The sequence below is a fragment of the Bradyrhizobium sp. AZCC 2176 genome, assembly GCF_036924645.1.
Classification (GTDB): domain Bacteria; phylum Pseudomonadota; class Alphaproteobacteria; order Rhizobiales; family Xanthobacteraceae; genus Bradyrhizobium.
Genome location: NZ_JAZHRX010000001.1, coordinates 3,975,427 through 4,000,994 on the forward strand (window position 1 = coordinate 3,975,427; position 25,568 = coordinate 4,000,994).

General features: G+C 61.5%; 31 protein-coding genes and 2 pseudogenes. 19 read left to right on the forward strand and 14 right to left on the reverse strand.

Features of this window, described 5'->3' with window-relative positions:
• The first annotated feature begins 2 nt into the window (after positions 1–2).
• The 4 genes from V1288_RS18760 to V1288_RS18775 all read left to right on the forward strand — a co-directional run bounded on the left by V1288_RS18760 (position 3) and on the right by V1288_RS18775 (position 2,001).
• Positions 3–218: a hypothetical protein gene (locus V1288_RS18760; RefSeq protein ID WP_334358442.1), complete on the forward strand. Its 216-nt coding sequence runs from the start codon at positions 3–5 to the stop codon at positions 216–218.
• The gene (locus V1288_RS18765; RefSeq protein ID WP_334358443.1) at positions 215–439 is read left to right on the forward strand and encodes a hypothetical protein; all 225 of its coding nucleotides are present in this window, start codon (positions 215–217) and stop codon (positions 437–439) included. The genes V1288_RS18760 and V1288_RS18765 overlap by 4 nt, the downstream gene beginning before the upstream one ends.
• A 24-nt stretch (positions 440–463) precedes the next feature.
• Positions 464–694 (forward strand): hypothetical protein, encoded by a 231-nt coding sequence (locus tag V1288_RS18770; protein ID WP_334358444.1) that lies wholly within the window; start codon positions 464–466, stop codon positions 692–694.
• 200 nt (positions 695–894) lie between these two features.
• Positions 895–2,001, forward strand: a complete 1,107-nt coding sequence (locus V1288_RS18775; RefSeq protein WP_334358445.1) for an SGNH/GDSL hydrolase family protein — start codon at positions 895–897, stop codon at positions 1,999–2,001.
• Here V1288_RS18775 and V1288_RS18780 read toward each other — a convergent pair whose 3' ends face one another.
• The 5 genes from V1288_RS18780 to V1288_RS18800 are packed head-to-tail and all read right to left on the reverse strand — an operon-like array spanning position 2,002 to position 3,472.
• A complete protein-coding gene (locus tag V1288_RS18780; RefSeq protein ID WP_334358446.1) occupies positions 2,002–2,490 on the reverse strand; it encodes a hypothetical protein in 489 nt (162 codons plus the stop codon).
• A gap of 4 nt (positions 2,491–2,494) precedes the next feature.
• Positions 2,495–2,677, reverse strand: coding sequence for a hypothetical protein (locus V1288_RS18785; protein ID WP_334358447.1), 183 nt, complete (start codon positions 2,675–2,677; stop codon positions 2,495–2,497).
• On the reverse strand, positions 2,674–2,931 hold the full coding sequence (locus V1288_RS18790; RefSeq protein WP_334358448.1) for a hypothetical protein: 258 nt from the start codon (positions 2,929–2,931) through the stop codon (positions 2,674–2,676). The genes V1288_RS18785 and V1288_RS18790 overlap by 4 nt, the downstream gene beginning before the upstream one ends.
• Positions 2,928–3,176 (reverse strand): hypothetical protein, encoded by a 249-nt coding sequence (locus tag V1288_RS18795; protein ID WP_334358449.1) that lies wholly within the window; start codon positions 3,174–3,176, stop codon positions 2,928–2,930. The genes V1288_RS18790 and V1288_RS18795 overlap by 4 nt, the downstream gene beginning before the upstream one ends.
• A complete protein-coding gene (locus V1288_RS18800) occupies positions 3,173–3,472 on the reverse strand; it encodes a hypothetical protein (protein ID WP_334358450.1) in 300 nt (99 codons plus the stop codon). The genes V1288_RS18795 and V1288_RS18800 overlap by 4 nt, the downstream gene beginning before the upstream one ends.
• Before the next feature lie 62 nt (positions 3,473–3,534).
• On the opposite strand from V1288_RS18800, the gene V1288_RS18805 reads away from it, so the two are divergent.
• The gene (locus V1288_RS18805) at positions 3,535–3,768 is read left to right on the forward strand and encodes a hypothetical protein (RefSeq protein WP_334358451.1); all 234 of its coding nucleotides are present in this window, start codon (positions 3,535–3,537) and stop codon (positions 3,766–3,768) included.
• Positions 3,769–3,809: 41 nt separating this feature from the next.
• Here V1288_RS18805 and V1288_RS18810 read toward each other — a convergent pair whose 3' ends face one another.
• From V1288_RS18810 to V1288_RS18830, 5 genes are all read right to left on the reverse strand, one after another.
• Positions 3,810–4,082: a hypothetical protein gene (locus tag V1288_RS18810; RefSeq protein ID WP_334358452.1), complete on the reverse strand. Its 273-nt coding sequence runs from the start codon at positions 4,080–4,082 to the stop codon at positions 3,810–3,812.
• 174 nt (positions 4,083–4,256) lie between these two features.
• Positions 4,257–4,889, reverse strand: a complete 633-nt coding sequence (locus V1288_RS18815) for a hypothetical protein (RefSeq protein ID WP_334358453.1) — start codon at positions 4,887–4,889, stop codon at positions 4,257–4,259.
• A 36-nt stretch (positions 4,890–4,925) separates the two neighbouring features.
• Positions 4,926–5,312, reverse strand: a complete 387-nt coding sequence (locus tag V1288_RS18820; protein ID WP_334358454.1) for a helix-turn-helix domain-containing protein — start codon at positions 5,310–5,312, stop codon at positions 4,926–4,928.
• Between the two features lie 8 nt (positions 5,313–5,320).
• Positions 5,321–5,659 carry a hypothetical protein gene (locus V1288_RS18825; RefSeq protein ID WP_334358455.1) on the reverse strand — a complete coding sequence of 113 codons (339 nt, stop codon included), beginning with the start codon at positions 5,657–5,659 and terminating at the stop codon, positions 5,321–5,323.
• Positions 5,652–6,203, reverse strand: a complete 552-nt coding sequence (locus tag V1288_RS18830; protein ID WP_334358456.1) for a hypothetical protein — start codon at positions 6,201–6,203, stop codon at positions 5,652–5,654. Before V1288_RS18830 ends, V1288_RS18825 begins: the two co-directional genes overlap by 8 nt.
• 310 nt (positions 6,204–6,513) lie before the next feature.
• Here V1288_RS18830 and V1288_RS18835 point away from each other — a divergent pair.
• A pseudogene (locus V1288_RS18835) lies at positions 6,514–7,002 on the forward strand (flavin reductase family protein); the annotation flags it as partial.
• 151 nt (positions 7,003–7,153) lie between these two features.
• Here V1288_RS18835 and V1288_RS18840 read toward each other — a convergent pair.
• Together V1288_RS18840 and V1288_RS18845 are read right to left on the reverse strand one after the other, a co-directional pair.
• Positions 7,154–7,576: a GFA family protein gene (locus V1288_RS18840; RefSeq protein WP_334358457.1), complete on the reverse strand. Its 423-nt coding sequence runs from the start codon at positions 7,574–7,576 to the stop codon at positions 7,154–7,156.
• 83 nt (positions 7,577–7,659) lie between these two features.
• Entirely contained in the window at positions 7,660–8,358 is a 699-nt protein-coding gene (locus tag V1288_RS18845) for a winged helix-turn-helix transcriptional regulator (protein WP_334358458.1), read from the reverse strand.
• A gap of 232 nt (positions 8,359–8,590) precedes the next feature.
• On the opposite strand from V1288_RS18845, the gene V1288_RS18850 reads away from it, so the two are divergent.
• From V1288_RS18850 to V1288_RS18890, 9 genes are all read left to right on the forward strand, one after another.
• Positions 8,591–9,106, forward strand: coding sequence for an SRPBCC family protein (locus V1288_RS18850; protein ID WP_334358459.1), 516 nt, complete (start codon positions 8,591–8,593; stop codon positions 9,104–9,106).
• A gap of 193 nt (positions 9,107–9,299) precedes the next feature.
• Positions 9,300–10,292 carry a L,D-transpeptidase family protein gene (locus V1288_RS18855; protein ID WP_334358460.1) on the forward strand — a complete coding sequence of 331 codons (993 nt, stop codon included), beginning with the start codon at positions 9,300–9,302 and terminating at the stop codon, positions 10,290–10,292.
• Between the two features lie 415 nt (positions 10,293–10,707).
• Positions 10,708–11,961 carry an SMP-30/gluconolactonase/LRE family protein gene (locus tag V1288_RS18860; RefSeq protein ID WP_334358461.1) on the forward strand — a complete coding sequence of 418 codons (1,254 nt, stop codon included), beginning with the start codon at positions 10,708–10,710 and terminating at the stop codon, positions 11,959–11,961.
• 281 nt (positions 11,962–12,242) lie between these two features.
• On the forward strand, positions 12,243–13,277 hold the full coding sequence (locus V1288_RS18865; RefSeq protein WP_334358462.1) for a helix-turn-helix transcriptional regulator: 1,035 nt from the start codon (positions 12,243–12,245) through the stop codon (positions 13,275–13,277).
• Positions 13,278–13,343: 66 nt separating this feature from the next.
• The gene (locus V1288_RS18870; RefSeq protein WP_334358463.1) at positions 13,344–13,763 is read left to right on the forward strand and encodes a hypothetical protein; all 420 of its coding nucleotides are present in this window, start codon (positions 13,344–13,346) and stop codon (positions 13,761–13,763) included.
• Between the two features lie 241 nt (positions 13,764–14,004).
• Positions 14,005–16,272: an acyl-CoA dehydrogenase gene (locus V1288_RS18875; protein WP_334358464.1), complete on the forward strand. Its 2,268-nt coding sequence runs from the start codon at positions 14,005–14,007 to the stop codon at positions 16,270–16,272.
• Entirely contained in the window at positions 16,272–17,555 is a 1,284-nt protein-coding gene (locus V1288_RS18880) for an acetyl-CoA C-acetyltransferase (protein WP_334358465.1), read from the forward strand. Before V1288_RS18875 ends, V1288_RS18880 begins: the two co-directional genes overlap by 1 nt.
• Positions 17,556–17,557: 2 nt before the next feature.
• A complete protein-coding gene (locus tag V1288_RS18885; protein ID WP_334358466.1) occupies positions 17,558–19,651 on the forward strand; it encodes a 3-hydroxyacyl-CoA dehydrogenase NAD-binding domain-containing protein in 2,094 nt (697 codons plus the stop codon).
• Positions 19,648–20,076 carry an acyl-CoA thioesterase gene (locus V1288_RS18890; RefSeq protein WP_334358467.1) on the forward strand — a complete coding sequence of 143 codons (429 nt, stop codon included), beginning with the start codon at positions 19,648–19,650 and terminating at the stop codon, positions 20,074–20,076. Before V1288_RS18885 ends, V1288_RS18890 begins: the two co-directional genes overlap by 4 nt.
• A gap of 138 nt (positions 20,077–20,214) precedes the next feature.
• Here the strand turns inward: V1288_RS18890 and V1288_RS18895 are convergent.
• A pseudogene (locus V1288_RS18895) lies at positions 20,215–20,514 on the reverse strand (glycine zipper domain-containing protein); the annotation flags it as partial.
• Positions 20,515–20,660: 146 nt separating this feature from the next.
• Between V1288_RS18895 and V1288_RS18900 the strand changes: the two are divergent.
• Complete coding sequence (locus V1288_RS18900) at positions 20,661–20,849, forward strand: hypothetical protein (protein ID WP_334358468.1); 189 nt, start codon at positions 20,661–20,663, stop codon at positions 20,847–20,849.
• Positions 20,850–20,873: 24 nt separating this feature from the next.
• On the opposite strand, the gene V1288_RS18905 is transcribed toward V1288_RS18900, so the two are convergent.
• Entirely contained in the window at positions 20,874–21,335 is a 462-nt protein-coding gene (locus V1288_RS18905) for a nuclear transport factor 2 family protein (RefSeq protein ID WP_334358469.1), read from the reverse strand.
• Between the two features lie 251 nt (positions 21,336–21,586).
• Here V1288_RS18905 and V1288_RS18910 point away from each other — a divergent pair, with 251 nt between their 5' ends.
• The 3 genes from V1288_RS18910 to V1288_RS18920 all read left to right on the forward strand — a co-directional run bounded on the left by V1288_RS18910 (position 21,587) and on the right by V1288_RS18920 (position 25,562).
• Positions 21,587–22,420 carry a DeoR/GlpR family DNA-binding transcription regulator gene (locus V1288_RS18910; protein WP_334358470.1) on the forward strand — a complete coding sequence of 278 codons (834 nt, stop codon included), beginning with the start codon at positions 21,587–21,589 and terminating at the stop codon, positions 22,418–22,420.
• Between the two features lie 521 nt (positions 22,421–22,941).
• Positions 22,942–24,486 (forward strand): glycerol-3-phosphate dehydrogenase, encoded by a 1,545-nt coding sequence (gene glpD / locus V1288_RS18915; protein WP_334358471.1) that lies wholly within the window; start codon positions 22,942–22,944, stop codon positions 24,484–24,486.
• The gene (locus V1288_RS18920) at positions 24,483–25,562 is read left to right on the forward strand and encodes an ABC transporter ATP-binding protein (protein WP_334358472.1); all 1,080 of its coding nucleotides are present in this window, start codon (positions 24,483–24,485) and stop codon (positions 25,560–25,562) included. Before glpD ends, V1288_RS18920 begins: the two co-directional genes overlap by 4 nt.
• The last annotated feature ends 6 nt before the right edge of the window (positions 25,563–25,568 follow it).

Consider the following 25,568-nt stretch of genomic DNA (forward strand, 5'->3'; position numbering starts at 1 on the left):
CCGTGTCGCTCATCGATTTGCTCGAATATGTGAAAACGGCGGGCGGGCTGGCGGCGCCGTTGTTTGCCATCTTGTTTTGGCTTGAACGCAACGAGCGGCAGGATGCCCAAAAAGAGTTGAAGGATGTCGCGGAAAATTCCGCAGCCGCGTTGGAGGAACTAAAAATCGTGATCGCGCAATTGAGCACGATCTTCGATATCAAGCGGAGCCGACGATGACGGTGCTTGTCCGGTTGCTCGAAAAACTCACTGGCCGGCCGCACCAGCACCGTCATGCGCGCTGGGTGGCGAATATCGCCTCCGATCTGCGGCGCGATATCAGCGAATTGCAAGCGACGTTGCGCCCCTATGCCGAAGCGGAAGAACCGCTCGTTGCGCTGATGACCGACATATTCAACGATCGCCAGATGCGCAGCAATGGGCACGATCGGACCCATTGACCTCTCAAAGAAAGGAAAGAAACGATGGCACGTCTCCCCGTCGATAGCGGCCCGTCGGGCTCGATCGTGAAGGTGACAAGCGGTCAGAGCATGTCGCTATGTCGTGCGCTCTTGGTCGGCGTCGCCGGCACCGCGACGTTGATTAATGAGGACGGTAGCACGGCCAGCAATGTTCCGCTGCAAGCTGGCTATAATCCGCTGAGTGTCAGCAGGGTGACGTTCGGCTCTTGTGATGACGTGTGGGCGCTGTACTGATGTCACCAATCGATCTTGGTTTCGGACTCGGCGTCTCGGGAATTCGTGGCGGTGCGGGCGGGGCGCCGCCAGTCAAGCCGCTCCTGCTTGCTGCCAACCGTGGTATCACGCCGAACAATTTTCGTATCGCCGCCACGGAAAATTTTCGGATTAGCGAAACCCGCATGTCCATGAGGACCGGTGGCGCGGCGCTATCGGAAATGCGCTTCGTCTATGCGGGCTTTTATATCCTCAACAACAGCGGCGTCGAAACCAACCCAGGCAACGATCAGCCAATCGAGATTGCCGTCGAATGGCCGGGCGTCGGCACGGTGCAGGTGACGTTCGGCGGGCAGAACGTTGGCAACATCACGAATGGTTTGGCCGAACTGGTATCGGACCCGATCTATCCGTCAGCATTCGGGCTGCCCAGCTTCCCCGCCAATACGCAATTCTGGCTACGTCGGCGCAGCACGTTGCTACTCAATGAGCGCAACACCAAGCACGGCGGCGCGGGCGGCTCGGGCGAGTCTACATTCTATTCGGACCCTGCGGGCGGCTATGCCTCGCAGCTTCTCGGGACCGGTGCCATGGTGCAGCGGGCGGGCGGCGCCACGGCATCGGCCGAACTCGGCCCTGCGGCGATCATCGGCCGTGCTGTAGGATCGCCTGACATCGCCGTGGGCGTCATTGGGGACAGCCTCGCGGACGGCAACAACGACACCAACATTGCCGGCGACGGCTCGGCGGGCGGCGGCTGGATCGCTCGCGGCCTATGGAATGTCAACGGTCGCCCCGTGCCATGGCAGAAGCAGACTTGTGGCGGCTCTACCGTGCGGAACCTCGTCCTGGGCTACGCCAAGCGGGCGGTCTACTGGAAATATTGGACGCACTGCTTTCTGGCCTATGGCACGAATGACATGGCGGTCGCCGGGCGCAGCGGGGCGGAAGCGCTGGCGGACCTCATGACGGCAACGGCGGCGCTCAAGGCCGCAGGGCTGCGGCGCGTCGAAATCCCGCTGATCCCGCCCAGGGTGACCAGCACGGACAGCTATGCCACGACTGCCAACCAGACTCCGGTCACCAACTACCAGACCGGCGGGACGCGCCGCGATGCGCTCAACGACGGGATCATTGCGAGCGTCGGGACCGGTGGCCTGGACGACTATTTCAACCCGAACCCGGTGTTTGCCGATAGCGTCGCGCTCGATCGGTGGGCGGTGAACGGCTCGGCGAACTACTGGACCAATGATGGCGTCCACCTTACGGCTGCGGCTTGCGCGGCCGGCGCCGTGCCGCTCAACGCTCGAATAGGGACGTGGGTTTAGTTACAGCCGCGCCGTCTTTTCAGCTTTTTGCCCGCGTTCGGCTTCGGCCGGGCGCGGGCCTTTTTTGCGTTTCGGGCGTGGCGCATAGCGCGAGATTCCTTCCTCTCGCGCGGTCTTGGACACGTAGGCTTGTGACACGTCATGCGCGGCGGCGATCTGTGCCACGCTCATTTTCCCGGCCTTGTAGTCGGCAATCACTGCCGCGCGGACATCGGTATCGAAGTGCTTCGGCCGCTTTGGTAGCTCGGCGAGGCGGGCATAGCGCAGCACCGTCGATCGGCTGCATCCATACTTGTCCTCGATGACTTGAACCGGGGCGCCGGCACGATAGGCGCGGGTGATCGCGACGTATCGCAGCAATCGATTCGCGCGCTCCTGGGTGAACGAAACGATCCGCTTCACCGTCAAGATGAAGCTTAGGAAGGCTGCCGGCGCCTTTGCGGTGCGCACATATTTGGCGGCGGCGGCAAGCGTCAGATCGGGCTTCATGATTTTAGTCCGCGAACAACATTCCATGGCGAAGGTAGAACCACAGGTAGCCGAACCATACGGCCACGCCAATCGTCACCATCAACGTCAATTCAAGAAAGGCTTTCTTTGATCGTGGCAAACTCGCGCCGATAATCACAATCGCCAGCAAGCCAAACGCCGCCCATAGATAGGTGTTATTGCTCACGCGTCCCCCGCGCCTTCGTGAACGGCCTTGGGCACCCTCTGATCGCGAAGCATTTCGTTGATGTCGGAAAGCCGAACCGGAATCTCCGATAGCATGCCCATGCGCGCCGCGTCTGGCAGCGCAGAGCGGCAAATGTCGAACGCGCGGTCTTTGTGGAAGTGGCCGGCTTCACGCAGGCCTGGGGAATACCCCCAGCCATCGGCCTTCCACCATCCCTGATGTTCATTAGACCAGATCAGATAGGTTTCGATCATGCGTTCCCCGCTACATCGCTGGCGAAAAAGGTTGGATCAACCGACGACATCAGTTTTGCAGCCATCTGCACCATAGAGGCGGCGTTGCGCATGTCCTCTTCATTGGACCCGGCATATAGCGGCATCGGATTGCAGCCGCACCAAACAACCAGAGCGAAACGCATTTCGTCGCATCCTTCGTCGCCCAGGCGCCGATCCAGATCGTTCATGATTTTTTGCATATCGAGTTGCTTTTCTTCGGTCATGCGCTGCCTTTCACTTCGGGCTGACCTTCGAACCGTGCAATCATTTCCTTCATCAGCGTCACGACATCGTTGCGATCGGCGCCGTTGGAGATGTAGTTGCATCGGCCGGGTTCGTCACCATAACGGAAAACCATTAGGACAAAACCCGTATGTCGTTCTTGTCCCCGCAAGTCACCGTTAAATAGGTGATCGAGTTGCCGGGCGAGAAATTCCATTTTTCCGCGATAGGAATCCTCGATTGGGGCGTCGCCCAGGCGCTCGGTGGCTCTTGCTTTGCGGCGTTCTTTTCGGTTCATCGGCGACACTTCCAATAGCGGTGACGGTTGACGGTGTAATAAACGCGACGACAGGTGATGCGATGTCGAACTTTCTTCCTCGATGGCTTTATCGTTTGGCTTTCCGCCTTCCCCCGTGGCAGTTCCGCCTGATCTTCCGGCTGTGGTGGAACTGGCACCATCGCCTTTGCGCGCCACTCGTCGGACGGCGGACCAATCAGGATCGGGAAGCGCTCGGCGAACTCGATTCCGGTCTCGATCGGCTCGCGCGCGACTACCGGGGCGACCGGTCGGCTGCGCTCGCTCGCCGCGATTAGGATCACGGAAGCCGCTGTAGCGCCCAGGGTGATCTTGAGAGCTAAAGCCATGTCTCGATAATCTTCGGATCATCTTCCTCATTGCGCATTAGGCAGACCATGCCGCAATGCTGGAAGCCGATGCGTATGATTGATAATTCGCCTTGCACAATATCGCCGGTTGGCGTGGCGCTGCCATTGCTGATTTCGAAGCGCCGCGCCACGTAGCTATGCGGGAAATCTGCCGGGTGATCGTAGACCGTCCACATGCTCAAGGCGCCGCGCGCTAGTGCAGCGTCGTTGGCCGCGAAAATTTTTCGGATATCGATGTCCACAACTCCCCTCCTTGCAGATTTTTATGTCGCTCAAGTTCAACGCGAAGCGCCCGACACTCCATCAAAAGCTGGCTATAGGTGCGGTGGTTCCGGCGCAGCAAAAAATACAGATAGCCTTGCAGGAAAAAGGCGATGCCTAGCAGCACGCCAAACATGAACGCGCCCATGGCCGCCTCACGCAGGAATCAGCGTCATTGCGCGATCGATCTGCGCCTGTAGCTCGGGCATGGCGTTTTCCTCCGCCGCCATCTGACGCAAGATCGGCAGGCCTTTATCGATCGCTGCCAGAATCTCGTCGCGGGTAGCGGTGCGGCCCTCGCGATAGAAATAGGTTTCCAGGGGATCGCCGATTTCGAACAGCACGCCGCCGTTCGCGCGAAACGGACGATAGCCTTTGGTGATCCAAAGCAGGGTGACGCCTGGATTGTGCGCGACGCCGACGCCGGCCGGTCCAACCGGCTCGAAATCGAAGTTCTTGTTGCGTCGCATATTCGGCTTGCTTAGGAACGGGCAAGCCTTGACGGCATATTCGGCGCAATCGCGATGCGATGGCGGTTCGCTCGACGCCCGATTGATCGCGCACATGGGGCCGATCACGAAGCACAGATATTGCCCCAGCGGCTCGCCGCACAGCCAGCACAGCCCGCGCTTAACAGCCTGGGGAAGCTTCGGGGTATCGACAACCCTGAAATCCCATTGGCCGTCTACCTTGGCGACGAACCACGGGACCGGGAAACCTTTGTCGGAGATTGGCCGCCGCGCCATGCGCGGCGGCATCGGGATATCCTTGATAGACGCATTCAACATTTAAGCGCTCCGGACTTCCAGCCCCGGACAACGCTCCTACTCGTAGTCCCTGATGATCGTATTAATCAGGTTGCGGAAAGGCGGCAGCAGATCGGGCGGCAGCCGTTCAAAGGTCCGTGACAGCCGATAGGCCTCAAGGTTGAACGTCTTGCCGTCCGCCGCCAGTGAGCCGTTCTCTTCCCAACCAACGAGTTCGTTGGGGGTGGTGTGAAGCGCTTTCGCGATCTTCACAAGCCGCCCGCCCGAAACCCGGTTGGTGCCTTTCTCGTATTTCTGGATTTGTTGGAAGCTGACCCCCAGCAGCTTCCCCAAATCCTCCTGCGACATCTTCTGATCGTCGCGAAGCGCGCGGATGCGAATACCGATTTCCTGATCGATATTGCTGCCGCGCCTCGCGCTGACCTTTACGCCCCGACGTGCCATATGTTGCCTCACTTCGCCCTTGCCGCTTCGATTTCCTTCCGGGCCTTGGCAATCTCTCGCTCGAAATCGACCTTTTTCGATTTGACGAATTCTTGCTTGTAGCCAAGAGAAGAAGTGACGGCTGCGATCGTCGCATATTGCGGTCGCTTGGTTTCACCCTCGAACCAGTTGTGCAGCGTCGTGGCTGAGACGCCGCTGATGACGTGGATTTCTCTGTTATCCAGGCCCTCATCTTCAACGATTGTTCGAATGCGATCGATCACGGGGTCTTTGTCCACGAAATTGTAGGAGCGATACAAAATCTCGCCGCGACGCTTCTGTCCGTTCTTGTGCCCGTTCTTAGCCATGCTGGCGCTCCACTCCTACAGCCTGATCCTTTCCGTTGCCGTTGGGCTTTGCTTTGCCCTTAGTGGCCTTGTCGCTCTTGGGCGCCTCGGCAATCGCAACGCCGCGCCGCGCACACTCGCGCAAGCCTTCGGCGGTCAACTTGTACTGAGCGGCGCCCAGGCGGACGGCCCAGCCATTCTTGACGCAAGTATACATTTGCGAATGATGGGTAGCCGGGCTAGTCAGGCCGGCGTTGTGAAGCGCCGTCTTGATGCTGTTCAGATCGGAAATGTAGGCCGGCCTTTGAGCCAGATGCTTGAGGACGACGGTCATAGATTTGATCGGCTGACCGTTCTCATCGATGCCCGTACCGCGCTGGGCGTTGCTGGGCCTGGGGCCTTCTAACAGGCCGGCGTGGGCGTTCTGAGTAAGAGCCTTGGGCAGCGCCTTGGTCTTATCACTCCCGTACACGTCAACTCGCATGCCGGCATTTCCTGCCGCGACTAACGCGAGTAGATTCTCGATCGGGATATCGAACGAGAACGTCACTTTCTTAATTGCCATCTTATCCCCTTTTAACGGGCGGGTTATGTGATGCCCGGACAGCCTAATAGTTGTGACGGGGGTTGGTCAAATCGTGGCGTAATCTTTTCGACAGGGGCGAGAACACGACTTTTTTAGTGCGTGTTGCAGGGGTGCAATTTTTGGGCAGGGGAGATTCGCTCTCGGGCAAGCTAATTTCCCTTTTGGGCAATTGTTCCCTAAAAAAATTGGGCCGCCCTCCTGATCCCAGGAGGGCGGCCTAGGGGAGGGGGGCGTTAGGCGGCCAGCCGCCAAATTCCTAATGAAATCAGGCTTTCGCTATTAAGCTGCCGCTCCGTATGGTTTCTTCAATGCCTTCTGCTATCATCCGCCGATCATCGGCTTCTCCTCGACGAACTGGAAAGACAGCGCCGGCAATATCCAGGATACCGGCGAATTCGTCTGGAATCTCGCCACCATGGATCTGGCGAATCAGATGAACGCGACGGCGGCCCACGTTGCCCGCGATGTCGATGAGTTCAAGGTCGCGGGGCTGACGGCCGCGCCCTGCAAGCTCGTCAACGTGCCCCGCGTGGCGGAAAGCCCGGTCGCCTTCGAGTGCAAGCTGACGCAGATCCTCCAGTTGCAGGGCAAGGACGGCGAAAAGGCGCAGGCCTGGCTGACGCTGGGCGAAGTCGTCGCCGTGCACATCGACAAGGCGTTCATCAAGGACGGCGTCTACCAGACCGGGTTGGCTCATCCGATCGTCCGCGCTGGCCGCCGCGGCGACTATTTCGAGATCAAGCCGGAAAATATGTTCGAGATGATCCGGCCGGATTGAGCGTCGAATGTAGCGCGTAGACGGGGTAACGGGCCCGGATGAGCGAAGCGAAATCCGGGGTCTCTTCTCCAGGCGAACCATCCCGGATTGTGCTTCGCTCCATCCGGGCTATGGCGCTGAAAGGCTATCCGCCTTTCTTCTTACGGCCTGATCATTCTGCGATGACTTCTCCGGAGCCACCCAGTTCGGCGGGAAAATCCTTGAGCTTGGGAAGGCCGTCGCGCATGCGCAGGACCGTTTCGGCGTAGTTGACGTGAACGCCCGGCTTGAAATCCAGGGTCGGAATCGTCGCAGCAAACACGTCCACCAGTCCGAACGTTGGATGATTGGTCATCAAGTGGCCGCCGCACATTCGGCAGTATTGACGCTCGCTCTGCGGCGTCTTCTGAAAAGTCGCAATATGCTCGCTTCCCGACTTAATCTCGACCGCTTCCGGCTGCCACAGGCTGAAGGCGTTGACCGGCCCGCCAGACCACGAGCGACAGGAACGGCAGTGACAATAACCCATGGCCTCGGGCGTCCCCCTGACCACAAGCCTGACGGCTCCGCAAAAACAGCTTCCGGCGTGATCCATTTGTCTTCCTTTCGAAGTTGAACACGTCATTCAACTATCCAGGAAGTTTTGGGCTGCCTCCAGTTCCGGAACTGTACTGGCAGTCAGCTCGCGAGTTTCTTCTCTTTTGCAAACGGACTGAGCCCGAGCCATGTCTGCATGGCAGCAGCGATGCGGCGGTCGCCGGTCAGAATCATGCGCTTGCTTGCAACGGCGGCGCGGACCGTATCCAACCCCATCCAGATCGCGGTCATGGTTCGCAAGTCGACGGACACATAGAGCTCGACGTCGAATCCGGGATCGACTGAACAGAGATCGACGTCGTCCTTGGGGTCGACGATAAGCCACCAGGACCGCTGCGCGGCGGTCAGTTCGGGATAGAGGAACTGAATGACGTTTCGCCCCTGCGGCATCGGCGTCGTGTTCAGATTCCGCCGCATGTCCCACATCAGGAGTTGAACGTCGAGGTGCTGGAGCGACAAATCCGCGTCGATGCGGCGCTGGCCCCAGATTCCGAATGCCTCGACGATCGGTCCAAGTTCTCGCCCCGACGCAGTCAGACGATACTCGAATGCACCGGACTCCGAGTGCGACGCCTCGCGAGCGACAATCCCTGCGGCTTCAAGATCCTTGAGCCGCCGTGACAGCAACGCCGGTGACATCCGCGGCACGCCGCGACGCAGTTCGTTGAAGCGCGTCGAGCCGGCGACGAGCTCGCGAAGCAAGACAACGGTCCAGCGCGTGCAGAGCACTTCTGCAGCCATCGCAACCGGGCAGAACTGCCTGTAGCTACCTTCGGCCATGCTTCTCTCCATTTCGCTGATGCGCGAACCCTACTGAGGAAAGGTCGCCGTATCCAGTTCAGTTTCTGTACCGGACCCGATTCATTTCGTGAACTGGCCGCCCGCAACGCCGCTTGGTAACTCGCCGCAATGCGGACTCGGGCGCGCCTGGACCTAGCTCTTCCTCCTCGTTGCCACCAGCGCCGACCGGAGTCGAGCCGCAGAATAAACTCCCAAATGATAAGGACCTTCCATGAGAAAATTTCAGAGTGATCCGACTGTTCTGTTGACGTGCTCTGCGGCGCTTGGCGCAGCGGCGCTTCTAAGCGTCGGCATCGCACCCGCTTTTGCGGCTACGATTTCACGCAGCGCCGACGTGAAAGCATCCGTCACCGCTGTATGGTCAGTGATCGGACCGTTCTGCGCAATCAAGAATTGGTTGCCGCCAGTAGGCGAATGCATCGAGGACGGCAAGGCGCCGCCGACCCGCGTTCTCGTGACCAGGGACGGCAAGGCTGCGTTTGTGGAAACGCAAACCGCGCGGAACGACGATGAACACAGTTACTCCTATGCGTTCGTTTCGAGCCCGCTACCGGTCTCGAACTACAAGGCGACGATCAAGGTAACGGCCAGAGGTGATGGGTCTTCGACGATCACATGGAGCGGTTCCTATACCCCCGATGAGGGAAAGGAAAAGGCAGCCAGCGAGGCGCTGATTGGCGTCTACGAAGCCGGCTTGACCGAGATCAAGGCCAGACTCGCGAAGTAAAGATGACTGCCTCTTCCGCTTTGGAGTTGTGCCGGCCGGCCGCGAATGTCGCGTTCGCGGCCGGCCGGACACCTGAAAACGTCCAACCACAGAGATGCTTGAGCTGCGCCGGCGGGAATTTCGCCTGTCCGCGGCAGACGCGGAACTTCGATCCGTCCAAATCTTTATCAGACGTTGTTTTGGAGATTTCCCGATGGTCGGCTTGTTTGCCGGGGTGATACTGCTGGTCTGTCTCGCCCCTCCAGCCTTCGCGAGCCTCGATGCGGCGGCAATCAACAACGCCGAATTCAAGGGCAAGTTGCCGGGCGACGACAAGATCGATCCCGCAATCGTCAGGGCGCAAGTGCTGCTTGACCGCGCCAGCTTCTCGCCCGGCGAGATCGACGGCAAGCTGGGCGAGAACGCCCAAAAAGCCCTGAAGGCATTTGCCGAATCCAAAGGCCTGGCCGTGAGCAAGCAGCCGCTGACGTCCGAAATATGGGGCGCCCTGCTGGCCACCGGATCGGATCCGATCGTCGTCGACTACAAGATCACGGAGAAGGACGTCAAAGGGCCGTTTCTGAAGAAGCTGCCTGCGAAGATGGAAGACTTGAAAGGCCTGAATTCGCTGGACTACACCAGCCCGCGCGAGGCCATCGCCGAAAGGTTTCACATGAGCGAGGCTTTGCTCGCGGCTCTCAACCCCGGCAAGAAATTCGACGAGGCCGGCCAAACGATCGCGGTGATGAACGTTGCGGTGAAGGAGAGCAAGTCAGCCGTGACGCGTGTCGAAGTCGACAAGATATCCCAAACCGTCAAGGCGTTCGCCAATTCCGAACTGATCGCGTTCTTTCCCGCGACCGTGGGAAGCGAGGAGAAGCCGAGCCCTAGTGGCATCCTCAAGGTGATCTCGATCGATGCAAATCCGTATTATCGCTACAACCCGGATTACAAGTTCAAGGGAGTTAAGTCCAAACGAGCCTTCAAAATCAAGCCCGGCCCCAACAATCCCGTGGGATCGCAATGGATCGGACTTTCGGCGGAAGGATATGGCATTCACGGGACTCCCAACCCATCGAAAGTCAGCAAGGCGGAGTCGAATGGCTGCGTGCGCCTCACTAACTGGGACGCCGACAGGCTGGCAAGGCTCCTGAAGAAGGGCGTAGAGGTCGCCTTTATCGAGCGCGAGGCCGCCAACAAGAAGTGATGGTTGACGCGGCATTGTGAAATGAATCGTCATCATCGACGCGAAGCATCATTTCATTCCTGGCGCCGCTCGCGGGAGAAGCTGGCGGGTTTCTCCGTATCTTGCGAACCTTGCGGCGGACTGCGGCGCCCATGACAGCGATGCGGCTCACTGCAAGGCGTGTGGCACGTACTCCCCACGAAGGTTTGATGTAACGCGGCGGCCGGCGTATTTCGGTGGGCAAGCGCCCAAACCGCTCGCCGCGCGTGCAGAGCCTCCCGATCGACATGAGTTGGACGAGGTAATGCCATCTTGCATTGCAAGCCTCACGCGCGGGAAAAAAGTCGAAAGCAGCTCTCGCCACCGGCGACGGAGCAGAATAACCTTGAGTTGCCAGGCCGGGATCAACGGTCGGCGTACACATTGGGAGGATGGGATGACACGCCAAGAGCGCCGCGATCCACAACGGCAGCGCGATCCAGAAGGTTCGATATCACGGCGAACGCTTGTCCACGGCCTGGCCGCCTGTGCCGGCGCCACCGTGGTGGGGGTCAGCGGCGCGCTGGCCCAAGGTAGTCCTCAAGGCGGCCCGGTAGCGCCGCCGTCGACGATCACCAGCCCGCCGCGCGATTTCAGTCCGCGCGGTGCCCCGACCACCTATTTCTGGGATCCCGACATCATTGCCGTCGATCCGTCCTTCAACAACCTCGCCCAGCCCAACACGGCGATCAAGCGCCTGCACACCGGGCTGTTGTGGGCCGAAGGCCCCGCCTGGAGTGCGCAGGGCCGTTATCTCCTGTGGAGCGACATTCCCAACAACAGGCAGATGCGATGGTCTGAAGACGACGGTCACGTCAGCGTCTTCCGCACGCCCTCCAACAACTCAAACGGCAACTCGTTCGATTTCCAGGGCCGCCAGCTCTCATGCGAACATCTCACCCGCCGCGTCGTGCGCTATGAGCATGACGGCACCGCGACCGTGCTGGCCGATTCCTACAACGGCAAGAAGCTCAACTCGCCGAACGACGTCGTCGCGCATCCGGATGGCAGCTACTGGTTCACCGATCCGCCCTATGGCGGTCAGCTCTATGAGGGCGAGCCTGACGTCGCGGGCGGCCCGAGCAATTCTGCCGGCAAGCTCAATCCGCGGATCGGCCAGCCGGCCGGCTTCGTGCCGGGCAAGCGCGAACTGCCGACCAACTGCTATCGCATCGATCCTTCCGGCCGGATCGACCTCGTGGTGACCGAGGAGCAGGTACCCGATCCCAACGGCCTCTGCTTCTCGCCCGACTACAAGAAGCTGTACGTTGCCTCTACCGGCAAAGGGCCGGGCGATACCGGTGCGGGCGGCAAGGGCGATGTGTTCGTGTTCGATGTCGGCAGCGACAACAAGCTCACCAACCACAAACGGTTCAGCGATTTCATGGTCGATGGCGTGAAATGCGGACCGGACGGCGTGCGCTGCGACGTCAACGGCAATGTCTGGTGTTCGAGCAACGCCGGCCGCGCCGTCGGCTATAGCGGCGTGACGGTGTGGTCGGCTGACGGCAAGTTGATCGGCCGCATCCGGCTGCCCGAAGTGTGCGGCAACATCTGCTTCGGCGGACCCAAGCGAAACCGCCTGTTCATGGCCGCGAGCCAGTCGCTCTATGCCGTGTACACCGCCACGCAGGGGGCAGGGCCGGGCTGACGCTTCGCTCTGCAGATATTTCGATACGGCCATTGAGCGCCGACGCAACCCGCCGGCGCCAGTCTGCTGGCGCGGCGGTGTTTCAGTACCGTAGGATTTTCTGTGCGTTTTCTGGGCGTGCGCTTTTCCAGCCGCAAAACAAGGCTCGGCGCTTGCTCCTTCGCTAAACTCAAGCAGACTGGTTCGACTGGTCGACAGGGTTTGTGAGGGTGGGGAATTTGTTCGACGTTCGAAAGCTCGAGGAAGCCGGCAAACGCCTCGGCGATGCCGTCCTGGACCCATTGGTCTGGACCGAATTGATGGAGGACATATGCCAGGCCGCCGATGCCAAGGGCGCGGCGATGCTCCAAAGCGACGTGCGAACCGAGGATATTCCAAGGACCGAAGCCGTCTCCGATTTTTTCGACAACTACTTCCATCATAAACTCCACGTGGCCGATGTAAGAGCCGCGCGGGGCGTTCCGCTTCTTCAGGCCGGCGCCGACGTGATTATGGATGCCGATCTGTTCAAGTCGGAAGCCGAGATGCTGCGCGATCCGCTCTATGCAAATCTCGCCGGATATGGATTGAAGTGGTTTGCGGCGATCGGCTTCCGGGCCGGCCCGGCGCTATGGGGATTGACGATTCAGCGCACCCCCAAGCAAGGGATGTTCGAACGCGACGAGGTGCAGGCGCTGTCGCAGCTTTCCCAGAGGCTGACCGAAGCCGCCACGCTTTCGACCGCGGTTGGACGGGCCGCAATCCTGAGCGTGACGAACGCCCTTGACCTCATGCAACGACCTGGATTGGCAATTGACCGTCATGGACGATTGCTTGGCGTAAACCGCCAGATGGAGGCTTATGTCGGCCGCGAAATCCTCGTCCGAAACAATCGGCTCGTGCTTCATGACAGCCGCGCCGATTCCGAACTGTCCGAAGTCATCGATCGACTTAAGGAGACGTCGGACGTGCAAGCTTGTCGCCTCGATCCGATCATCGTCAGGAGAGAAGGCAAGCGGCCTCTGGTGCTAAAGGCGCTACCCGTTCCGCCGGCGGCGCGAAGCCCGTTTCTCGGGGCGCGCGCCGTGCTCGTCCTGAACGATCTCGAAGGCACTATTGCCGTCAATCCGGATATGTTCGGGAAAGTCTTTGAGCTGACGCCGGCGCAAGCCAAGCTCGCCGGAAAGCTCGCGACCGGCAGTTCCATGGAAACTGCTGCGGCCGAAATGGGCGTCACCGTCGAAACAGCCCGAAGTCATCTCAAGGCAATTTTCAACAGAACCGGCACGCATCGCCAGGGCGAGCTCGTGGCGCTTCTTAGCAGGCTGTCTCGTTAGTCCATTTTTCAATCTGGTTTTTCGTCAGCTTCGGCTGGATTCGAAGGGAATTTCCGTTCAGACCCGATGTCCACGGTCATCGGCGGCGGTTCATTAAAATTCGTCTCAAATCGGCAACCGGCAGCCAACCCTTTGGGCAAAAGCTGGGCGCGTCTAAACCCGGCTTTTATGGCGCGTGGTGCACCCTCCTTTTCAAGAAAGGGAGAGGCTCGTGTACCAATGCCCATATTCAAATATTTTACTGTCGTAGGATCGACGCTGCTTGTTTTCCTGTTTATTTCGAATGCTTATCTCACCGACGACGAGAGTAATTTGCGGTTCGACGGATCGCTGTACGAGAGCGCCCTTTACGCGCCTCGCGTGGAGGAAACCCGGACGACCGCGGAGCTTCGCTTTACCCGCGATGTCACGCCTGCCGTTCGCGTCAGAGAGGTGTTCGCCGTGTTCGTTCCCAACGAGCGGCGGCGCGGCAAGCGTTACTCGTAAGGCTTGCGCCGTCGGTGCGGGCCGGCGGGCACTCCAGACGGCAACCTCGCCAGCCTCCAACCGGCGGACAATACCGCCGTTTGGGAACGAGCCCGGGCCTCCACCGTTATCTCCCGGTTTATCAATTTCGTTTCATTCTCAATGCGAAGCGTCCCCGAAACCCGTGCGTTTCAGCTAGAATGGGCCGTCGTTTGGCACAGGTGGGGCGCGATGTCGCGCCGCAGACCAGGGAGAGTTCGCCATGAGCTTCCGCCGCGATTTCATCAGCAAGCCGATCTTCGCTTTCGCGCGTGGCGCAATGCCGGCGATGTCCGACACCGAGCGCGAGGCGCTCGAAGCCGGTGACGTCTGGTGGGACGCCGATCTCTTCACCGGCAATCCCGACTGGTCGAAATTGCTGGCGACCGCGCCGGCGACGCTGACCGCGGAAGAGCAGGCCTTCCTCAATGGTCCGGTCGACGAGCTCTGCGCCATGCTTGACGAATGGAAGATCAATTGGGAATGGCGCGATCTGCCGCCCGAAGCATGGGCCTTCATCAGGCGACACAAATTCTTCGGCATGATCATCCCAAAGGAATTTGGCGGGCTGGGTTTCTCGCCCTATGGGCACTCGGAAGTGGTGCGAAAACTTTCCTCGCGCTCGCTGACCGCGGCCGTCACCGTGATGGTGCCGAACTCGCTCGGGCCGGGCGAACTATTGATGCGCTTCGGCACCGGGGAGCAGCAGCAGAAATGGTTGCCACGGCTCGCCGAGGGCGCTGATATTCCCTGCTTCGGCCTGACCAGCCCGGAAGCCGGCTCCGATGCGGCGTCGATGGTCGACACCGGCATCATCTGCAAGGGCACTTTCGAAGGCCGCGAGGTAATCGGCCTGCGGCTGAACTGGCACAAGCGCTACATCACGCTGGGGCCGGTCGCCACGCTGCTCGGTCTCGCTTTCAAGGCCTATGATCCCGATCATCTCGTGGGAGATCAGGAAGATCTCGGCATTACCGTCGCCCTGATCCCGACTGATCTGCCCGGTGTCGAGATCGGCCGCAGGCATCTGCCGGCGATGCAGGTGTTCCAGAACGGCCCGAACTGGGGCCGCGACGTGTTCATTCCGATGGACTGCATCATCGGCGGGCAAGAGCGGCTCGGGCAGGGCTGGAAGATGCTGATGACGGCGCTGGCCGCCGGCCGCGGCATCTCGCTGCCGTCACTCTCCGCCGCGGGCGCGGCCTATGCGGCGCGCACCACCGGGGCCTATGCGCGCATCCGCGAGCAGTTCGGAATCTCTATCAGCAAGTTCGAAGGCATCGAGGAGCCGCTCGCCCGCATCGCCGGCACAGCCTATCTGCTCGACGCTGCGCGGCGCCTCACATGCGCAGCGCTCAATCAGGGGCATCATCCCGCCGTCATTTCCGGCATCATGAAGCTGCACGCCACCGAGCGGATGCGGGTCGTGATTGACGATGCCATGGACATCCATGGCGGCAAGGCCGTGATCGACGGGCCGCAGAATTACATGGGCAACCTCTATCGCGCGGTGCCGGTCGGCATCACCGTGGAGGGCGCCAATATCCTGACCCGCAACCTGATCGTATTCGGGCAGGGAGCAATCCGCGCGCATCCCTATCTGCTCGAGGAGATGAACGCGCTCGGCGACGCCGATCGCGCCAAGGGACTCGACGCCTTCGACAAGGCGTTGTGGAAACATCTCGGCCACAGCTTTAAAACCATGTTCCGCGCCTGGGGACGAAGCTGGAGCGGCGGCCTGTTTGCACCGGCACCCGACGCCGGGGAAGCAACGCGGTTCTATCGTCAGCTCTCGCGCTATTCTTCGGCGTTTGCGCTGTGCGCAGACATGGCGCTGCTCACACTCGGCGGCGCACTCAAGCGCAAGGAAATGCTCTCCGCCCGATTCGGCGATATTCTTTCCGAACTCTATCTATTGTCGGCCGCACTGAAACGCTGGCAGGATGAGGGACGGCAGAAGGAAGATTTCGCGGCGCTCGAATGGTGCATGGCGAGCGGTTTCAAAACCATCGAGAACCGCTTTGCTGAAATCTTCGCCAACCTGCCGAACCGGCTCGTGGCAGTCATCCTGAAATTCCTGATCCAGCCGCTCGGTGCAAGGGTGACCGGCCCGTCCGACCGCGTTGTGCATCAATGCGCGCAGCTCGTGCTGGAGCCGTCGGCGGCGCGCGACCGGCTGACATCAGATCTTTCTGCGGTCGATGACGACGGCGGCATCGCCCGGCTCGAAAAAGCGTTCCTCCTGGTCACCGCGGCAGAAGAAGTTTCCAAGCAGATGCGCGCCGCACGCCTGCATGACTGGAAGGAGGCGGTAAAGAAGGGCGTCATTACGCAAGCCCAAGGCGAGAAGCTGCAGGCTGCGCGTGAAGCCGTGGCGAAGGTGATCGAGGTCGACGATTTCGCAGCCGAAGCGTTGTCGCCGATTTACAGGAAGGGCGCCGACGTGCATCAATTCTTCCAGGAACTGGGTGAGCAGAGGGCAGCGAGCTGATGGCGCGACCGGTCTTTATCGTTGACGGCAGCCGGACGCCGTTCCTGAAAGCGCGCTCCGGCCCCGGCCCGTTCACCCCGGTCGATCTCGCCGTGCAGTGCGGCCGGCCGCTGCTGGCGCGGCAGCCTTTTGCGCCCGACGCCTTCGATCAGGTCATCCTCGGCTGCGTCAACGTCATCGCCGACGAAATGAACCCTGCCCGCGTCGCCGCGCTGCGGCTCGGCATGGGCGAGAAGATGGTCGCCTTCACCGTGCAGATCAATTGCGGCTCCGGCATGCAATCGATCGACACGGCTTACCGCTACATCCGTGAAGGCGTCTCAGACCTGATTCTTGCGGGTGGCGCCGAAGCGCTGAGCCACGCGCCGCTGGTGTGGTCGCAACAGGGCGTGCGCTGGTTTGCGGGCCTTGCGGGAGCCAAGGGTATCGGCGCAAAGATCATGGCCGCGCTGAAGGTGAAGCCGAGCTATTTCAAGCCGATCATCGGACTGGAGCGCGGTCTCACCGATCCCATCACCGAGCTCAACATGGGCCAGACCGCCGAGGTGGTCGGGCACCTCTTTGGCATCACCCGCGTGCAGTCGGACACTTACGCCGCCGAAAGCCACAAGCGGCTAGCGAAAGCGCAATCGGAAGGCTGGCTCAAGGGCGAGGTCGAGACGGCGTTCGCACGTGATGGAAGGTTCTACGAACATGACGACGGCGTGCGGCCGGACTCGACGCCGGAGTCGCTTGCAAAACTGAAGCCGGTGTTCGAGCGTCCCTGGGGCAAGGTCACCGCCGGCAATTCCTCGCAGATCACCGACGGCGCGTCCTGGGTGATCCTCGCGTCCGAAGAGGCGGTCGTCAAACATAGCCTGACGCCGAAGGCGGTCATTCTCGACAGCCAATGGTCGGCGCTCGATCCCGGCATCATGGGTCTCGGCCCGGTGCTGTCGGCAACCGAGCTGTTGAAGCGCAACGAGCTGACGCTCTCAGATGTCGAGACCTGGGAATTGAACGAGGCGTTTGCAACGCAGGTGCTGGGCTGCCTTGCCGCCTGGAACGACGAGAAATTCTGCAAGGAGATTCTCGGCCTTGACGGCGCGGCCGGTGAACTCGACCAGAGCAGATTGAACGTCGATGGCGGGGCGATCAGTCTCGGCCATCCCGTCGGCTGCAGCGGCAACCGTATCGTGCTGCATCTCGTCAATGCCATGAAGCGGTTGGGCACACGGCGCGGCATAGCCACCGAATGTATCGGCGGCGGGCAGGGCGGCGCGATGCTGATAGAGACGGTGTGATCATGGACTCACAGATCATGAACGTTCTCGGCGATCGCGTGCTCGAACTCGGGCCGAAGCCCGGTGCCGGTGGTCCGTACAGGAATTTCAAGCTGACCCGCGATGCAGACGGCGTCGCCTGGCTCTTGTTCGATCGCGAGGGCACCAGCGCGAACACGCTCTCGGCGGATCTGATCGAGGAACTCGACAAGGTTTTGTCCGAGCTCGAAAGCCAGCGCCCTACCGGTCTCGTCATCCGTTCCTCTAAAAAGTCCGGCTTCATCGCGGGCGCTGACGTCAACGCGTTTCGCGGCGCGACCGATGTGGCGGCGGTCGAGACTGAGATCGGCCGCGCGCATGCCGTGATCGACCGGCTGGAAGCCCTGCGGGTTCCGAGCGTGGCCGTAATCCACGGCTTCTGCCTCGGCGGCGGCCTCGAAGTAGCGCTGGCCTGCCAGATGCGGATCGCGATCGAGGACGCGCGGTTCGGTTTCCCCGAGGTGATGCTCGGCCTGCATCCTGGCCTTGGCGGCACGGTTCGTTTCACGCAGCTCGTCAACCCGATGCAGGCGATGCCGCTGATGCTCACCGGCAGAACCATCGATGCGCGCAAGGCAAAATCGCTCGGGCTGGTCGATGCGGTAACGCAGGAGCGCCATGTCCTGAACGCGGTGAAGGACGCCGTATCCGGCCGCCTCAAGCGTGCGCGGGCCGGGCTGCTCAACAATTTTCTCAGCCTCGGTCCCGTCAGGGGCTTCCTCGCCGGCCGCATGCGCAGCGAGGCCGCCAAGGCCGCGCCGGAAGCGCATTATCCCGCGCCTTACGCGCTGATCGATCTCTGGGAAAAGCATGGCGGCGACCGTCGGGCAATGCTCAGTGCCGAGAAGACGTCGTTTGCCAAATTGATGGTAACACCAACCGCGCAGAACCTGATCCGCGTGTTCTTCCTGCGTGAGCAGATGAAGAAGCTCGCAGGCGGCGGCAACAAGATCGCGCACGTTCACGTCATCGGTGCGGGCGCGATGGGCGGCGACATTGCCGCCTGGTGCGCCGGCCAGGATTTGCGGGTGACGCTCGCCGACATGAAGCCGGAGCCAATCGCGGGCGCGATCAAACGCGCCGCCGACCTCTACGGCAAGATCCTGCGCAAGCGCACCGCCGTGCGCGATGCGCTCGACCGGCTGATGCCGGACATGCAGGCCGAGGGCGTCCGTAACGCCGATCTCATCATCGAGGCGGTGCCGGAAAAGCTGGAGCTGAAGCAGAAGGTCTATGCCGGGCTCGAGCCTGTCATGAAGCCGGGCGCGATCCTCGCCACCAACACGTCGAGCATTCCGCTGCAGGATCTGCGCACCACCCTCTCGAGGCCCGAGCGGCTGCTGGGGCTACACTTCTTCAACCCGGTATCGCGGCTGCAACTCGTCGAGGTCGTCAGCCATGATGGCACCGATGCGCAACTGCTGAAGGAGGCGCTGGCTTTCGTTGGTGCCATCGATCGCCTGCCGCTGCCTGTAAAATCGTCACCCGGCTTCCTCGTCAACCGCGCGCTGACGCCGTACATGCTGGAAGCGATGGTGATGCTGGATGAGAAAATCGACAAGACCGTCATCGACGCCGCCGCGAAAAAGTTCGGCATGCCGATGGGGCCGATTGAATTGGCCGATCAGGTCGGCCTCGATATCTGCCTCGATGTCGGCGACATGCTGCGCTCGAAGTTTGGCGACATGCTGCCGCCGACGCCGGCGTGGCTGCGCGAAAAGGTCGCCAAGGGCGAACTCGGCCGCAAGACCGGCAAGGGCTTTTACACCTGGAAGGACGGCAAGGCCGACACCGGGGGTATGTCCGCGATCTCGGAACCATCTGCGGAAATGATCGACCGGCTGATCCTGCCGATGTCGAATGTCTGCGTCGCCTGCCTGCGCGAGGGCATTGTCGACAACGCCGACGTGGTCGACGGCGCCGTCATCTTCGGCACCGGCTACGCGCCGTTCCGCGGCGGTCCTCTGAACTATGCGCGAAGCCGTGGGGTGGAGAACGTGGTCTCGACGCTGGACGCCCTGACCGACAAGTTCGGCGGCAGGTTTACGCCGGATGCCGGCTGGGAGACTTTCAAGTGAGCGAAACGCAAGTGCACGCGTTGGTCAACAGCGAGACCGAGCCGGGCGGCGATCTCTGCATCCGCACGCTGGCGATGCCGGCTGATACCAACGCCAATGGCGATATCTTTGGCGGCTGGCTATTGAGCCAGATGGACGTCGGCGGCGGCGTGTTCGCTTCCAAGATCGCGAAATCCCGCACCGTGACGGTCGCGATCGAGGCAATGAATTTCCGCAAAGCCGTCTATGTCGGCGATCTCGTTTCGGTCTACGCCAATCTCGTGCGGGTCGGGCGCACCTCGATCACGGTCCATCTCGAAGCCTGGGTCGTGCGCCGCAAGGAGTTGCAGTCGATCCTGGTGACCGACGGCAACTTCACCTACGTCTCGATCGACGATAACGGCCACCCGCAGCCGGTCAGCCCCGACGGTGTGATTGCGACCTGAATCTTACGGGCAAGGACGCTCGTAACCGTCACGGCCGATGAACGTGCCTCGGCGCGGATCATAGGTCTGCGAGCGCATGCAGCGCGGCGTGTCGTCATAATACCGGGGCGGGGGAGGTGCATATTGCGCCTGGACACCGCAATAGCGCGGCGAAACCTCTTGCCAGCCGCCGGGCTGCTCGACGTAGCAGCCGCCCTGATAATAGCGATAGCCACCGGGCCGCGGTTCGCCCTGGGCGCCGATCGCGGCTCCCGTCGTGGCACCCACGATCGCGCCGACCGCAGCGCCACGGCCGCCGCCGAGTGCACCTCCGACGATGGCCCCCGCGGCACCACCGAACAGCGCGCCCCCGAGCGTGCTTTCCTGCGCCGCCGCCTCCTGGAGCGGTGCGCAGACCGCAAGGGCAACCAGTATCGAGAGCGCGAACTTCGGCATCATGTCAGTTCTCCAGCCATTTGAGCGATTCGCTAGCGTATTCCACGATCAGCTTTGACATAGGTTGGCCTTGCGGCGCAACGCGCGAAAGCAGGGAACGATTTGCCTTGCAACCCGTTGTAGGCCCGGAAGAAATCAGAGGCTGGGCCATGTCGGACACCTATATCATCGAAGTCGGCTCGCAGCCGGCTGGCATTATTGTGCGCGCGCCCGGCGGCTATCGGTTCTTTGCCGCCTCGCACCGTTTCAACCGGCTGGAGGGGCAGATATTCCGCAACGCGCGCGAGGCCGAGCGCGCTGCCCGGCTTCTCGCCAGCGGGATGACGCTGGCAGCGTAACCGCCAGCGCCCGTTTTCCGGGGGTCAGAGCTTGGTGGCCGACCGCGACAGCAGTTTCCAATCCGAGCCCTGCTTCTGCCAGTTCATCAGGATGTGAAGGTTCTGCGGCGTCTTCTTGCCGTCGGTAAACTCCTGCTCGCCGACGAAGTTGAAGCGAACGATGGCGGTCGGGCCGACGACGCGGATCGTGGGATCCTTGTATTCGAGCGACGTCCATTTGTAGTTGGCCTTGGCGATGCCGTCGAGAAGCGACGCCTTGGTGTCGATCTTGGCGTTCGAGTGGCTGTAGCTGAGTTCTTCCGCGCAGAGCGGGGCGATCCCCTCGGCATTGCCAGCCGCCTGCGCCGCACGGAAGGCTTCCACGTTCTTCGCAATGACATCCTCGTCCGCACCGGCAAAAGCCGGGACGACGCTCGTGAGCCCAACCCCAACCCCAAGCCCAATTGCGAGGACAGGCAAGGCCAGCTGACGGCGATCGATCTTCATGGTTTCCTCCATTCGTTTCTGGTTGTGATCATAGTGTTGCAGCCACAAATTGCTTTGTCGAGCGCCCCGCGCATGGTGCGAGCCTGCATGGCTCCGAGCGCGGTCGCCTTAACCAGGATTCGTTGTTTTGCTCCGCCAAATGCCTTTGCGGCCGATCTCCCTCGTTGACCGCGGCCCCAATCAGCCGCACCATAGCGGCAACTTTGTGCCCCGGGCCGATATCTCAAGTCCATATCTCAAGGGTGCCAGCCGTGGCCGGACTGTCCCACCGTCAGACTGAAATTCTCAACATCGCCCGCGCCTTTGGCCGGGTGATGGTGGAAGATCTCGCCAAGCGTTTCGAGGTTTCGGCACAGACCATCCGCAAGGATCTCAACGACCTCTGCGACCAGCGTTCGCTGACCCGCATCCATGGCGGCGCCATCATCGCCTCTGGCGTGGAAAACCTCGCCTATGAGGCGCGACGTTTCGTGGCGGCGGAGGAGAAGCGGGCGATCGGCATTGCCGCCGCGTCGCGGATTCCGAACGGCTGCTCGCTGTTCATCAACATCGGCACCACGACGGAAGAAGTCGCGAGCGCGCTGACCTCGCATGAGGATTTGCTCGTCATCACCAACAACCTCAACGTCGCGATGCTGTTGTATCGCCATCCACGCATCGAGGTGATCGTGGCCGGTGGCGCGGTGCGCCGCGCCGACGGCGCGGTGATCGGCTCGACCGCGATCAGCCTGATCGGCCAGTTCAAGGTGGATTACGCCATCATCGGCGCATCCGCGATCGACGAAGAGGGCGCGCTGCTCGACTTCGACTACCGCGAGGTGCAGGCAGCGCAGGCGATCATCGCCAACGCCCGCAGCGTCATGCTGGTCGCAGACTCGACAAAGCTCCGCCGCAGCGCGCCGGTTCGCATCGCCCATCTCAGCCAGATCCAGACCTTTGTGACCGATGCGCCGCTACCCGCAGGCCTCGCCAGCATCTGCAGCCACCGCGGCATCGAAGTGGTCGAGGCGATGGACAAGCCGGCGGCGGATGTCGACGAGGCGGGCGAGACGGGCGAGCCCGCTTCAGTGGTGCGGTTAAAGTAGAACGGTTGAAGGTTGGGCAACTGCGCACAGGCCCCATAATTGGAACGAGACCGCCGATTTGACGCGGCCTTACTTTTCCGCGTCGTAGTTTCGCGGCGAGCCGTCGGCGTAGACAGTTTCGAGATGCGAAAATCGGAAGGTCCTGAATTTTCGAACGCGGCTCTCAACCCAAACGCACGAACAGTAAACGTCGCCATCTAACAGCCGCATACCATCGGGCGGGGCCGCATCGACCATCATGATCGGTCCGCCGCTCTTATGCTTGACGAGATTACCTACCCTGAGCCTCATAACACCAGACCACCAAACTGATTCTAAGAGTGAATTGCTTTGAGCAAAGAACTCCCTGAGACGAATTAGGACACTGGTAACCGTCGAACTCACGCTGGGCTTGGATCGGCCAGTGTCCCAAAAACGTCAGGCTCCCCGCTTTCGTCTTGCTTTCGTTTTCCTTTGTGATTAACTCCCATCCGAAAGTAAAATCGCCGAAGTGAAGAAGGCGATCGCCGGGGAAGCGTCTGTTGGATCGGATTTTCGACCTCGCCATCATCGGAGGCGGCATCAATGGCTGCGGCATCGCGCGCGATGCCGTGGGCCGGGGCAATTCCGTTTTCCTATGCGAAATGAATGACTTGGCGAGCGGGACGTCGTCCTGGTCGACCAAGCTGGTGCATGGCGGGCTGCGCTATCTCGAATATTACGAGTTCCGGCTGGTCCGAGAGGCGCTGATCGAGCGCGAGATCCTCTGGCAGATCGCGCCCCACATCATCAGGCCTTTGCGTTTCGTTTTGCCGCACCATGCAGGGCTGCGCCCGGCTTGGCTGCTCAGGCTAGGGTTGTTCCTGTACGACCATATCGGCGGCCGGCACCTGCTGCCGCCGACCCGTTCGGTCGATCTCGTCCATGACGAGGTGGGAAAACCCTTGATCGCCAACCGCTACTCCAGGGGCTTTGAATATTCCGACTGCTTCGTCGATGATGCGCGCCTCGTCGTGCTCACGGCACGGGACGCCGCCGATCGCGGCGCCGAAATTCATACCCGCTCGCGCGCGGTCGAGATCCGTCAGGCCGACGGCGTCTGGCAGGTCACCGTCGAGAATACGGTCAGCGCAGAGCGCACGACCATTCGGGCGCGGGCGCTGGTCAATGCCGGCGGCCCGTGGGTCGAACAGGTGCTCTCGTCGGGCTCGGGCGTCAACGCGCGGGCAAAAGTGCGGCTGGTGCAGGGCTCGCACATCGTGGTGCGCAAGCTCTATGAGCACGACCGCGCCTACATGTTCCAGAACGCCGACGGCCGCATCATCTTCGTCATTCCCTACCAGGACGATTTCACCCTGATCGGCACCACCGATCGCGACTACGACGGCGATCCGGCCAAGGTGAAAGCCTCGCCTGAGGAGATCCAGTATCTCTGCGCCTCGGCCAGCGAATACCTGAAAAAACCGGTGCTGCCTGCGGATGTGGTCTGGACCTATTCCGGTGTCCGTCCGCTTTATGACGATGGCGCCAGTGAAGCGAAAGCTGCGACCCGCGATTACGTATTCGAGCTCGATACGCCCGGCGGCGCACCGTTGCTGTCGATCTATGGCGGCAAGATCACGACCTATCGGCGCCTGGCGGAAGAGGCGCTGGAACGGCTCGCGCCCTATCTGCACAGCGCGAAGGAGAAAGAAGGTTGGACCGGCAAGGCGCCGCTACCCGGCGGCGACATGGATGTGTCGGCGGTCGCCGCGCTGACGGCGGAACTGACGCAGGAATATCCGTTCCTCGAGCCGGCCCATGCCAACCGGCTAGCGCATGCCTATGGCACGCGTGCTACAAAACTGCTCGGCAACGCGAAGTCTTTTGCCGATCTCGGTCAATCCTTCGGCGCTACCTTGACGGAAAGCGAAGTCCGCTACCTGATATCGAACGAATGGGCCTGCACCGCCGAAGACGTGGTGTGGCGAAGGTCCAAGCTCGGCTTGCGGCTGTCGGCCGACGAGATCGCCGCCCTCGACGAATGGATCAAGGCCAACAGTGCCCCAGGCGAACGTCCCTTGCGAGAAGCGGGAGGACGGCCATGAGCGTCACGCTCGAACATGTCACGCGGACCGTGGACGGCATCCCGACCATTCGCGATGTCTCGCTGACTCTCGAGCGCGGTACGTTGAGTGTGCTGCTCGGGCCGACGCTGTCGGGCAAGACCTCGATCATGCGTCTCCTCGCCGGCCTCGACAAGCCCGCCACCGGCCGCGTTCTGGTCGACGGCAAGGATGTCACCGGCGCGGACGTGCGACAGCGCTCGGTCGCGATGGTCTATCAGCAATTCATCAACTATCCCTCGCTGACGGTCTATGAGAACATCGCTTCGCCCCTGCGGGTGCAGGGCCGGCCGCGCGAGGAGATCGACCGGCGCGTGCAGGAAGCCGCAAAACTGCTGCGGCTCGAGCCCTATCTGAAGCGTACTCCGCTGCAGCTTTCCGGTGGCCAGCAGCAGCGCACCGCGATCGCGCGTGCGCTGGTCAAGGGCGCCGACCTGGTGCTCTTGGACGAGCCGCTTGCCAACCTCGATTACAAGCTGCGCGAGGAGTTGCGCGCCGAACTGCCGCGCATCTTCGAAGCGTCGGGCGCGATCTTCGTCTATGCGACGACCGAGCCCTCGGAGGCCCTGCTGCTCGGCGGCGACACCGTGTGCATGTGGGAGGGCCAGGTTCTGCAGGCCGGCAACACGTCGACAGTTTATCGCCATCCCGGCACGTTGCGGGTGGCGCAGGTGTTCTCCGATCCGCCGCTCAATATCGTCGGCATCGAGAAGAAAAACGGCTCCGTGCAGTACGCCGGCGGCATTCAGGCGCCGGCAGCCGGCCTCTACGCGCAGCTTGCCGATGGTACCTATCGCGTCGGATTCCGCGCCCATCAGCTCGAAGTGGCCCGCGGTATCGCCGGCCGCCACGCGTTTCACGCCACCGTCACCGTAACCGAGATCACGGGTTCGGAAAGTTTTGTGCATCTCAATCGCGGCACCTCCAACTGGGTTGCAGTGCTGCCGGGCGTGCATGAATACGAGCCCGGCCATTTGCTCGATGCCGTGCTCGATCCAAATAATGTTTTCGTGTTCGACGCCGCCGACCGCCTGGTCGCGGCGCCGGGCCCTAATTGAGGGAGA